Source organism: Desulfosarcina alkanivorans (assembly GCF_009688945.1).
GTDB classification, from domain to species: Bacteria; Desulfobacterota; Desulfobacteria; order Desulfobacterales; family Desulfosarcinaceae; genus Desulfosarcina; species Desulfosarcina alkanivorans.
In genome coordinates this window covers 639,822-651,942 of the sequence record NZ_AP021874.1, presented here as the reverse complement: position 1 = coordinate 651,942, position 12,121 = coordinate 639,822, and the positions used below count along the sequence as shown (strand labels likewise).

The following is a 12,121-nucleotide window of genomic DNA, read 5'->3' as shown; positions in this document are numbered from 1 at the left end:
GTTAACAAACATGGAAAAACCAAAAATGATGCTGGTGGACGATGAGGAACGGTTCCTCTCCACGACCCGGAAACTGCTTGAAAGAAAAGCCTTTGACGTATTGACGGCGTCCAGCGGCGCGCAAGCCCTCGAGATGCTGCGGACGCATCCGGTGCACGTGGTGATTCTGGATGTCAAGATGCCGGGCATGGATGGTGTCGCCACCCTGCGTGAAATCAAGCGGCAGTTTCCCATGGTGGAGGTCATCATGCTCACGGGCCACGCCACGGTGGAATCGGCGATTGAAGGCCTGAAATCGGGCGCAGTGGACTACCTGATGAAACCGGCGAACCTGGAGGATATCATCGAAAAAGCCACCGACGCCTTCAACCGGCGGGTGGATATCGAAGAAAAAATCCGCGTGGCGCGCATGCGCGGTCTGATGAAGTCTCCCCGCGAAATGCTCAAAAATGCCTGATGGACGGGCGGTCGACATGTTTACCCCAGGGTTGCAACCGACCCGGCGACACAACGCCGCGGCGGCGTGGGTGAAGCCGTAACCCTTAACGTCGACCCCTCGTCGATCAAGGCGATGACATGCTCAGGCGATTTTCAACCGCCTGCCCGGCGGCAGGCGATTAACAAGGGGTTTTCCAATGGCTAAAAAGGTAAAAAAAGTCACCGGATACGACAAATACGTTGACTGGAAGATGTTCAGCATCCCCGTCGTGCTCTTCTTTTTGCTGCTTCTGATGCCCACGCCCTACGGGATGAAAGATGTGGGCACCGAATACAACGTCGGCCCGAAGGCCGTGGTCGAACACATTACCCGGGCGCTTTTCGACACCTCCAGTGAGGATGCCCTGCAGTGGCAGCTGCTGACGGCACAGATTATGGAGAACAACCTCAACAAGGGCGCCCTGTCCCGTGGCCGCTACCTCAAGCGGGACATCAAATGGTGCGGTCAGAACAAAATTGACGCCGACCCGGCCAATTTTAAGCAGGCTCACGAATTCATCGACACCCGGATCAGCGACGAGGCCTACCTGTCCCTGATGCAGGCAGCCCTGACCCTCCGCAAGGAGGGGCTGAAGTATGAAAATCTCTCCGCGGCGGACAGGGCCAGGGCCGACAAAGGCGCCTGGCACATCAAGGTGGCTATTGCCATGGGCGTGTTCGTGGTGCTGTGCTTTCTCACCGAATGCATCCCGCTGCCCGGCGTGTCGTTCTGTATCGGACTGATTCTGGTTTTCACCGGGGTGACGTCGCGCAAACAGGTGGCCATGCTCTACTGGGATGACGCCTGCTGGTTCATCATGGGCAGCCTCATGTTTGCCGCCGCCTTCGTCAAAACCGGCGTGGACAAGCGCGTGTGCCTGATGATGTTCAGGAAACTGGCGGTTCCCAACGTGCGATGGATCACGCTTATTTTTTTCATCATCATCTCCCCGCTGGCGGCCTTTATTTCCGACCATGCCCTGGCGGCCATGTTCCTGCCCATCGGGATGCTCCTTTATCAGAACAGCCTGACCAAAGAGGTCCCCGAAGACCCCGAACTGGGTAAAATGATGATGATCGCCATCGCCATGGCCTGCAATATCGGCGGACCCGGCGCCCCTTCGGGCGGCGCCCGAAACGTGATCATGATGACCTATCTGGCCGACATGTTCGGCATGGACATCGGCTATTTTCAGTGGATCACCTATTGCTTCCCCTTCCTGTTCATCATGATCCCGGTGACCTGGCTGACGGTCAACTGGCGGTTCAAGCCCACCATCACCTCCCTGGCGCCGGCCATGAACCACCTTCAGAAGGAAATCGGACGCATGGGCCCCTGGAATCGAAAGCAGATCGTCGCCCTGGTGATATTCCTGATCATGGTTTTCGGCTGGTTCACGGAAAAAGAGTTCTATAATATGGGGATCTACCCGGTACGCCTGGGGATCGGTGTGATCGCCGTGGCCGGCGCGGTGGCCTATCTGCTGGCCGGCATCGTCAACTGGCGCGACTACCAGGAGAAGGTGGACTGGGGAGTCGTCTGGCTCTATGCCGGGGCGATCATCTTCGGCCGGACCCTGGACAGCACCGGGGCGGCGTACTGGCTGGCCCGCAGCGCCATCGACGCACTGGCGCCGCTGGGAATGGATGCCGGCCTGCCGCTGATGGCAACCAGCAACGGGTTGACGGCCATCCTCACCAACCTCATGGCCGATGGCCCGGCCGCCGCTGCGGTGGGCCCCATCGCCCTGAACATGGCCGGCCTGGTGCACCCGGGCACCACCTTCCTGCCATTTATGGCCATGGCCACCGCCATGGCCTCGTCATTCGCCTACTGCCTGATCATCGGGACGCCGCCCAATGCCATCGTCTATGCCAGTGGTTATCTGGAGCCCAAAGATTATCTGCGAGTCGGATTGCCCGTCTGGTTGATGGCCAATGTCACCCTGCTGGTCATGACCGGCGCCTACTGGATTTTCAGGGGATTCAGCGAACTGCCCGGGTTTTAAACGCTGACGGTCAGGAGGCATCAAATGAAAAATGAAACGGTTGAACCACGGTCTCCCGAACCGAAACGGATCCTACGGGGAAGCCGGCTGTGGTTTTCAAAAGAGGCGGAAAGGCGGTTTTACTTCATCCTGACGATGATCATGCTGGTCATCGGCATTCTCTACAAAACGGGAATATGGTAAATGGAACACCTCTCTGCCAGATTTTATGCGCATACGCTGACGGCCCTGCTGATTCGTCCGGGCACTTTTTTTTCGACCCGGTTCGAGCAGATTTCCAGTTGGCAGGCCGTAGGCATCCTGGCCATTTCGGGTCTCCTGTTTTCCGCCACCGGCACCCTGCTGGCCCCCGGCACGGCAACGCTGACCCGGGGAGCCATCCTGTTCATCAACGCCATCGGGATGGTGGGTATTGCCGCCGGCATCGGCTATCTGGCCGTGGTTGCATCGACCGGCCGGCGTTACCCGTTCTCGCGCCTGTGGAATGTCTTTTCATTGAGTTCGGGTGCCGTTTTGCTCCTGGCGTGGATCCCGTCGGCCTTTATCTTTACCGAACCGTGGAAGTGGTGGCTGATCGGAACCGGTCTGGTCAACGGATTGGGAATGACCAGGGCCAGGGCCGCCATCATCGTCGGGCTCACCTTCGGGGCCACGGTGATGGTAATTTATTCGATGATACCGCTGGTCAACCTGGCGAGAGGACTCCCCATGTAACCGGCTGGTCAATCCGGAAAAAGCGGCCACCGACGCCGATGTCGGTCAACGACCGCCGTTGTGATTTCGCCTTAAAGGAGGCAGGTAAGATGACAAAAAAAACCAGAGTACTGATGGTTGACGATGAAGCCCAATTCCGGGAGACCACCCGGAAATTACTGGAGAAGAAAGGATTCGAAACGCTCATGGCCGCCAACGGCCGGGAGGCCCTGTCTCAGATGGACAAGCACCCGGACGTGGTGGTCCTGGACATCCGCATGCCGGACATGGACGGCAACGAGACCCTGGAGGAAATTCAGAAACACTCGCCGGGCTTGCCGGTGATCATGCTCACCGGCCACGGTGCCGACCGGAGCGCGAAGAAAGCCCTGGTTCATGGGGCCTTCGACTACCTGTCCAAACCCTGCGACATCGATCTGCTGGCGTCGCGCATCATGGATGCCAGCGCCCAGAAGGACATGGCCATCGACCGGGACGAGGAAAGAAAGGTCGAGGATGTCATGATTCCCCTTGCGGAATATACCCAGCTCAACGAGAACCGGACCGTTGCCGAGGGGGTTGCCGAACTTAAACGCTCGTTCACCCCCCGGATGCACACCAGCCGGATCATGGAAACCGGGCACCGCAGTTTGCTGGTGTTCGACACGGCCGGCAACCTGAAGGGCATCCTGTCCATCATGGATCTTCTCGAAGGCATCATGCCCGGCTATCTGTCGGCCGCCAAGCCCTCCACGGCGGACAGCCTGCAATACTCCCCCATGTTCTGGACGGGCATGTTCACCCGCGAGGTCCGGCAACTGGCATCCACACCCGTGGGTGACCTCATGTCGCCTGCCCCGCCGAGCATCGACGCACAGGCCAACCTCATGGAGGCCGCTTACGCGATGGTCCACAACCGCTGCCGCCGCATGGTCGTTTTTCGCGACGGCCAGGTGGCCGGCGTCATCCGCGAGCAGGATCTTTTCTTTGAATTGGAACGGCTGTTGCCCTGATCACCCCAGCCCACCCCTGCCCGGAAACGGCTTCCCCTGGCTCCTGTGCCGTTTCCGGGTCCCTTCCCGGACTTGATTGAAACGTCAATACCCGTCAGTATTTGGCCGGCGGCGACATCGATCACCAACCGTCGATCGTTAAAAAAAGATCGTTGTGGCCTCAGGGGATCGGTCAGCCACAGCGCACCTCCAATGGAAATTAAAATTGACATCACTACCTGTTGGCGATACTTATTTTTCATACGCTCAAAAATCATTTCTGAAACGTATTGATGTCAGCATTTGTTCATCTTTATTGAACTTCCTGCAGGTAAAATGAAGATGTCATTGCGCGATAGTGCCTTATTCGCGATGACAGTTGACGCAGCAGATGCGTTCAGATCGGCAATCCCGAAGGGTTTCTAATGGCAGCAAATCGATAAAGGTTCCCAGGCGAATCCGGAGATCCGGATGACCGGTATGCCAGAAGGCGCCAAACGCTTTCTTGTCATCCTGGACGACCTTAACCTAAAAGGGTTCGATCACGGAAGCCGGTACGCGGACAATGACAATTCCGGCATCATCACCCGTGGTGCCGTAAAGGGAAGCTATAACGGCCCTGTTCCCCCTTTCTCCGATATGAAACCGTTATGAAATCAGCGTGATTGCGCGGGATGATAAAGGAAATGTAATCGGTTTTAAAAAAATTGCGAAGGCATTTCTTTTCGATGATACGAAAAAAGATCAGTAAGTTTTATATGTAATCACAGTAATTGAAGGTCTCCATTTTTTCAGGATATCCTGTACATATCTTTATCAGCGATCAATTTCCTAAGAGATTACACAATCCCGTTTATCACAGCATTTGACAGGGCTAACCGACATTAATAACAGACAGGCTGTGCTTATGTGGAAAACTTAATAATTCACTAATAAATTCGCTAAAGCGGAATATAGTAGGTACAAAATGCGGCTTCAAATCAATCGATCTTATTATATTGACTAAACAAAGGTTCATGATAGAATGGCCAAAATATCAATTATCTGAAGAAGAATTTCATTCTTTTCGGGAAATAGCATTTTTGCAGAAAGACAGATTTCTACTGAATAAATAATTTTTATCAACAAAGGATACGAATTATGATTTCTGATTTCCCTATCGATATAGCATATACAGAATATGCAGCAGTTCTTGATGAATTAAATCAGCAAATCAGAGATCAAAATGAATCTTCAACCAGGCTTCGCATTATTGATAAAGTTCTGTTTGATATTCTGCAATGGGACAAAAATGACGTTGATACTGAAAAATATTGCCGAACTACTGGATTTGCAGATTATGTCTTTCATATTTCAGGCAAACCGGTGTTAATAATAGAGGCAAAAAAAACTGGGGTTAATTTCCTTTTACCTAACAGAATATATAAGGATCGGCCTTACCAGTTTGGTTTATTGGCAAAGGAATGTAAGGAGGCCGCAGCAGCATTAGAGCAAGCAAGCGGTTATGCTGCTACATTGGGCTCAAAATATATTGCAATTTCAAATGGACATCAATGGTTGTTTACCCTTTCTTTTGTACCGAACCAACCCTTAGAGAACCGTTTAGTTTTTGTCTTTGAGTCTTTTGAAGCCATTCAGAATAAATTTTCAAGATTTTGTAAATGTTTTAACAGGGAAGGGCTATCGTCCAACACAATCAGTAGAGAATTGCTTGACAACCTAAAACTTCCTGCTCCTGCAAAATTATCGTCTCAGATTCCAGGCTATCCTCAAGTGTCAGATCGTAATGTATTTAAGAATGAACTATCTTACATACTTGATTATGTGTGGCAGGTACTATCGCAATCAGAGAATTCAAAAGATTTTGTAGAAACATGTTACGTAAATCCACATTCGCATAATGATATATTAACACTTGCGAAAGAATTAATAGAAAAGCGAAAGAGAGAAGACGATATAATCTCGGAATATAATATTGAAACGATTGAAAAGTTGCCTCAAGAACTCGCAAACTTACCAGCAGAAAAACCATTTATTATTTTAGGAGAAGTTGGCAGAGGGAAATCGTCTTTTTTGAAATATTTACGTTTCGTAGCAGCAAAAAACAATCTGGAAAACTACATACAAATCGAGCTTAATTTTCTTGATAGACCAGATTCCCACGAAGAAATTTATGATTTTGTTTATGATGAAGTCGAAAGACAATTATTGGAACATTATGACATTGACATTCATGATGATAATTTTGTCAGAGGTGTATTGAATTTAGACTTAATACGATTGAAAAAGACAACTCGTGGAAAATTTTTAGCTAATAATCAACAAAAATATGCTGAGTTTGAAATTGAGAATATTGAAAAATTTACTACGAATAGACACATATTTCTAACAAAAGTATTTCATCATTTAAAAAGGGGTAGAAGAATATCATTAGCTCTATTCTTTGACAACTTAGACAGACGGTATTGGAAAATTCAAGAAGAAGCATTTCTGAAAGCATCAGCTATTGCTCGAGACTGGGCAAGTTTAGTTTTTATATGCCTTAGACCAATCACATACTATAAGTCTCAGGAGAGTGGTGTTTTAGATGCCATTGCCCCAACAACATTTACAGTTGGGAATCCTGACCTATCCCTTGTCTTAAAGCGACGATTCTCATATGCAAAACAGATAGCAAAAGGGGAATCTCTTAATTTGACGAATTCCCTGAGTGTATCAGGTAGAAATGTCACTTTAGATTTAGCCTGTGTTGCTAAAATATTCGAGTCATGCGAATTCGCTGCATGGAAAAATCATGGCATTATTCCAATGTTAGAAGCTATATCGAATGGGAATATCAGGAGGTTGCTTGATTTTACAAAAAGGATTCTATGTAGTGGCCATCTCGATACTAAAAAAATACTTATTAAAATTCAAAGAACAGGGAATTATTATATTCCTGATTATGAAGGAGTAACGACGCTCTTATTTGGTGACTATATGCAATTTGATCCTACAAGATCTCCTTTCATCAATCTATTTGATATTCAATATGAAGACCCGTCTGAACATTTTATAAAGATGTCAATATTGCGTTATCTGGCTAAAACGCCTAACGTTGGCCTAACTAATACATATTCAAAAGCTGCTGATTTAATGTCGTATTTAGCCTCCTTGGGTTTTTCTTATAGCATATCAAAGGACTCAATTCAGGCATTGATCAATAGACGTTATATAAATACTATTAGCAAAGGCGAACTATCTGATGAAGATATCATTAAAATATCTTCGCTCGGCCGTTTCCATATTTTTGAATTAATATCTGTTTTTCAATACATTGATGCTACAATAGTTGACACACCGATATTGGATGAAAACACAAGAGATATAATTAAAGAGGTGTATAATATTAATGACCGTATAAAACGCACTGAATTATTTCTATTATACTTAGATAAATCTATAGTCCACTTAGTCGATTCAGAAATTCATACAGCATGGAAGAAAATATATCTTAAGGCATTAGATAATATTGAAGAAATAAAAAGAAGAACTGAAACATAACCAGCTTCTGCACCATATTCTGGCAAAAATCGGCCTCCACTGGTGAGAAACGACGTTACAGATAGCTGGTACGTTTCCGAGTGACAGATGGAGGGGAGGCGAGCGAGCCCGCAGGGGATAGCTCGCGGAGCCTGCACTGCTTTGTAACTCGGGCCGTCATTGGAAATTCTGCCCCCCGCCTTCTGCCCATTCTTCAAATTTAAAGTGGTGAAGCTCCTTTGTGTAAAGGACCATCCGGAGTGATCCGGTGGTAATGTGGTTTATCAGTCTGCCGTTAGGCAGCTGAAACACATACACGAAAGGAGCCCCACCATGAAAAAGTCAAGCATCTATCCGAATCGAAGTCAAGAACTGGCTGCCCTGTTCGAAAAGGCAGGCAACCTGTCAAAACTGATATGCGTGCCCATCGATTACGCCAAAAAGGATCACCTGGTCATGTTCTGTAACGGAAACGGCGAAGTGCTCCGAAAGCCATTTTCAGTCAAGAATTCCGTCGACGGGGTCAAGTATCTGCTCGGCCAGGTCAACCGTTCTTGCCGGCATCGTCACATTCAGTCCGACCATGTCTTTTTCGGTGGAGAAGATGTCAATTCGTATGCTGAGAATTTTGCCAACACCATTCGGTCCAAAGGGTGGCTGGTGGCCAACGTCAATGCCCACGATGCCAAAAAGCAGCGCGAGAACCTGCAGGCCAGCACTGATCGGCTGGATCTGATGGGCATCGCCACCATGCTGCTCAACCGCAGGGCCAACTGTTGCCCGGCACAGACCGGGGTGTATCGCAACCTGCGAACCCTGGTGCGCCATCGCAAGAAGCTGGTCAAGATGAAGACCGAAGTCCGCAACCGGATCCACACCCTTGTCGACCGGCTTTTCCCCGGCTTTCTGAATGAAAAGAAAAGTGGGATCCGTCCTTTTTCCAACAGCTCGTTATACCTGATGCAGGAGCGTTTCAGCGCACCGCAGATCCGTCGCCGTCAGCGGGGTGCCCTGATCCGTAACTTAGAAAAGCGGGGAACTAAAAAAGCCGAACAGGTTGCAGCCAGGCTTCAGAACTACGCATCCCAGGTCCTGAAGACACCAGACGAATATACCGCCGCGCTTCAGGTCTCCTTGGCCAGCCACGTGACGCATTACCGCTGTCTGTTCGAAGGTGCTCATCAATTGGTGAATGAGATGGCGCAGCTGTTGGCCCAGACCCAGGGTGCCTTTTTAACCAGCATTAAAGGTATCGGCATCGTTCTGGCTGCAGGCGTTGCTGCTGAGATCGGCGACCCTCTGGTTCAACGGTCGACGGATCAAGTGGCGTCGTATGCGGGTATCGTTCCCACAGTCAAACAATCCGGCGGCAGTCAGGGACCTTCGATAACGAGCCACGTCAGCAAACGGAGCAACCATATTCTCAAAGACTACGTCGTACAATCGGCATTCCATATTGGCCGTTATGGTCCCAAGGATTTAAAAGACGATTACAGTCGCCGCGAGGCTGCCGGTCAGCATGCCGACTTCGGGATAGCCCGTCGCTTTGTACGCATGGCCATGTGCATGATGCGCACATCCCAGGTTTACCTGCCGCCAGATATGAGAAGTACTCACATCAAGCCTGAGCGTCGTGCTGATTATTACCTGGCCATGTGGTCATATCTTCGAGACAAGTGGAGTAAAGCCGGCGGACTTAATGTAGCGTTTGCCAGGGACAAACCTTTGGGTCAATGGCGATATATCATACAGGAGGTATATGGGATAAAACTAAAAATGTAATCACGGACGGATGCCGGCAATGGCGGTAAAAAGATGATGCTCTCAGCTTCGGCGACGGGATGGCTCCAGATAGCTGCCGCAGGCGATTTGATGAATAGGATCGACTGACGGCTTGTTGGAGAGTGCCCACCCGTTCCGTCCGAAATTTAATGGCTCCAAGGTGCTCTGATCCCAAAAACAACAGGAGATCTCGTCATACCAGATTGCCACAATCGGACATTAGTGGACGGGGTGAACCACCTGTTTTGCTGAGCTGTAGATATTTATTTTTGATCGGCATACCGGTTCATAGTCTTAAAAAAAACCGGTTAAAATCGGCACAGGGGAGTGTTGTCTGAAAAATGAGCTAAAAAAAGGGTTGCAAAAATTCTGGTGCTCCGTACATTCCGCACCCCAAGCAGCAACGATTCGACTATTTTTCATCGCTTTATGGGGCTGTGAATGTGTCAGTTGTGACGCCAAGCGCTTTCAAATACTCAAGCTGAACAGCTTTCAATGGTTTTGCCAACTGTCTGTGGTTCCCGATGGAAACGACCATGATTGAAGAGAACTTGGTCGTCATCATAAAGCTGGTCGGCTTTCTGGTTTTGCGTCGCACCCAACCGGGCAACTCACAGTCATTGGTCTCGACATACTGGCGCATGGAACGCTCCATCAAACGCCAGATCAAAAGGGAGATCAGCAATACCAGGCCCAACACTTCGATCCGCTGGGCCTTTTTCAGAAAAATGCTGTTTACGATGGCCGGGTCCTTCAGGAAGCTGAAGTTCTTCTCGATGCCGATCTGGCTCTTGTAAAGGGAGAGCAGTTCCGGGGCGGACCAGTCGCCTTGTTGGTCCAAAAGATTCGTCAACAGGACAAAGCAACCGGCTTCTTCCCTGAGCGGTTGCACTTTTTGCGGGGCTTCCACAACCGTCGCCGTTACGCGATATTCGTAGCGCAAAACCTTTCGGGGCTTACCGGCCGCAGGCCGGCCGCGACCGTATTTGGGGATTTTTTCAACACCAGCTTGAAGCCGGTGGTAGCTGGACGCGGATTGACGAATCAGTTTGTCTAACGCGACCTGCGCATCGGCCTGACAATAGTACACGGTGTCCGCGAGCTTTTTGCAGTCTTTTTCAAGCTGCTTGCGGTCCTGTTTCAACATGCGATCGATGCGTTTATGACGCCGCTTGTCATGCGCGCTGGAATGCACGACGATCGCCCGGTAGGTTTTTCCGTAAAGCTCGACGGTGCCGTCATAGGCCCGATAGCGGGCAACTGAGCGATTGGGGCGGTCGCGTTCTTCGGCCAGGCGGCCGATGTCGATCCAGTCATCGGCGGCCACGGCTTCACGAATGATCCGGCCGCACTCTTTGTAGGTCGCCGGCAGGCGGGTCAGAAACCAGGTCTGACGCCTGTCGGCTTTCTTCAGATTGTCCTCGGTGACAAATGCAGAGTCGGCCACATAGACGTACGCGCCCGGTTCAAGCCCGTGTCTGGCCATGTATGCGGAGATATTGGTCAGCAGTTCGTTGTTCAAGGTCTTGTCCGAAGCGTTGCCGTCCGTCGTGGTCCCCAAAATGGGGATGTTGCGGTCGACACACAGCATCGATACCAGAAACTGTTTGAGGTCCGGTCGTTTGTCCTTGCTGTAACCATAGGTGATCTCAAACGGTGGATCAACCAGATGGTAATCGCCGAATACACTCACGGAGGTCGTATCGAAATGCAGTCGTCGCGGATCGACGGCAAAAACTGTCAATGCATTCTGCGCGATCTGAGAAAACACCTTCTGGGTACCGGTCTCGAAAATCTGATCCATGGACCGGCCCAAGTTGGTATCGCAAAAGCGTTCCGGTTCGATAGCGGTGCCCAGGAGAAGCTCCGTATCCTTTTCTTCAAAAAATTCGGTCAGACGGTAAAGCGGTGTCCGTCCCGAAAGGGTGTCGAGCACCATGCCGAATACAGCCATGCCGGGGCTCAATTCCATTTGAGAACCGACCATCCGGTCGATGGTCTCCACCAGACCGATTTTTTGTGCATAAGCCTTGACGATCGGCAGATGCCTGACCTCGGTGATGGTCAAACTTTCAGTGTCAAGCGGTGGCATGTCCCCTCCTTTGAACTGTTGTTGTCAAGATTGGGGGTAACGTACCAGCAACTAGTTGAAATGTCTAGGTATTTTTATTTTACAGTAAATACAATATGTTAAATCGCCTATGTGGTTATTTTTGAACGATAAAAAATTTCCTAAAATCGATTCTCACGGGTGCGGAATGTAAGGTGCTCTCCAACAACAAACCGTATTATCAATTTATCGAACAATTTTCCAACTCCCCCTACAGTGAACTGGTGGACAGGGAGGCCCTGGAAAAGCATTTCATTCCCCTCATCGACGTCCTTCAGCGGGGAATCGAACAGAAGATCATCAAAAATGTCGATCGCAATCTTTTGGGGGCGTTCCTGTTTCATCCGCTTTCCTATCTTGCCAATCCACGACTGTGCCATGGCTGGACCCTGAACAGCGACGATCTTGAAACCGCCTTTACCATGGCCTGGGACGCGATCAAATTGTAATTTTTTTGGCCAGATTATAATCGATCATTCGTTTATTCGCAGGCCAAATCAAAAGAAGGTATCCGATGAGACCCATCACTGTCACCA

General features: G+C 49.9%; 10 protein-coding genes. 9 read left to right on the top strand and 1 reads right to left on the bottom strand.

Annotated elements, in window-relative coordinates:
• Positions 1-10 precede the first annotated feature (10 nt).
• The 8 genes from DSCA_RS02985 (at position 11) to DSCA_RS02950 (ending at position 9,475) form a co-directional block, all read left to right on the top strand.
• The gene (locus DSCA_RS02985) at positions 11-457 is read left to right on the top strand and encodes a response regulator (RefSeq protein WP_155315014.1); all 447 of its coding nucleotides are present in this window, start codon (positions 11-13) and stop codon (positions 455-457) included.
• A gap of 178 nt (positions 458-635) precedes the next feature.
• The gene (locus DSCA_RS02980; RefSeq protein ID WP_155315013.1) at positions 636-2,486 is read left to right on the top strand and encodes an SLC13 family permease; all 1,851 of its coding nucleotides are present in this window, start codon (positions 636-638) and stop codon (positions 2,484-2,486) included.
• Between the two features lie 24 nt (positions 2,487-2,510).
• Positions 2,511-2,669, top strand: a complete 159-nt coding sequence (locus tag DSCA_RS02975; protein ID WP_155315012.1) for a hypothetical protein — start codon at positions 2,511-2,513, stop codon at positions 2,667-2,669.
• Complete coding sequence (locus DSCA_RS02970) at positions 2,670-3,200, top strand: hypothetical protein (protein ID WP_155315011.1); 531 nt, start codon at positions 2,670-2,672, stop codon at positions 3,198-3,200. It begins immediately after the preceding gene.
• A gap of 89 nt (positions 3,201-3,289) precedes the next feature.
• A complete protein-coding gene (locus DSCA_RS02965; protein ID WP_155315010.1) occupies positions 3,290-4,192 on the top strand; it encodes a CBS domain-containing protein in 903 nt (300 codons plus the stop codon).
• A gap of 450 nt (positions 4,193-4,642) precedes the next feature.
• Positions 4,643-4,825: a hypothetical protein gene (locus DSCA_RS02960; RefSeq protein WP_155315009.1), complete on the top strand. Its 183-nt coding sequence runs from the start codon at positions 4,643-4,645 to the stop codon at positions 4,823-4,825.
• Between the two features lie 486 nt (positions 4,826-5,311).
• Positions 5,312-7,714, top strand: a complete 2,403-nt coding sequence (locus DSCA_RS02955) for a hypothetical protein (RefSeq protein ID WP_155315008.1) — start codon at positions 5,312-5,314, stop codon at positions 7,712-7,714.
• Positions 7,715-8,026: 312 nt separating this feature from the next.
• Positions 8,027-9,475 (top strand): IS110 family transposase, encoded by a 1,449-nt coding sequence (locus DSCA_RS02950; protein ID WP_155315007.1) that lies wholly within the window; start codon positions 8,027-8,029, stop codon positions 9,473-9,475.
• A 427-nt stretch (positions 9,476-9,902) separates the two neighbouring features.
• Here the strand turns inward: DSCA_RS02950 and DSCA_RS02945 are convergent, their stop codons facing one another.
• Positions 9,903-11,567 carry an IS1634 family transposase gene (locus tag DSCA_RS02945; protein ID WP_155315006.1) on the bottom strand — a complete coding sequence of 555 codons (1,665 nt, stop codon included), beginning with the start codon at positions 11,565-11,567 and terminating at the stop codon, positions 9,903-9,905.
• A 173-nt stretch (positions 11,568-11,740) separates the two neighbouring features.
• Here DSCA_RS02945 and DSCA_RS02940 point away from each other — a divergent pair, with 173 nt between their 5' ends.
• A complete protein-coding gene (locus DSCA_RS02940) occupies positions 11,741-12,034 on the top strand; it encodes a hypothetical protein (RefSeq protein WP_155315005.1) in 294 nt (97 codons plus the stop codon).
• Positions 12,035-12,121: the final 87 nt, after the last annotated feature.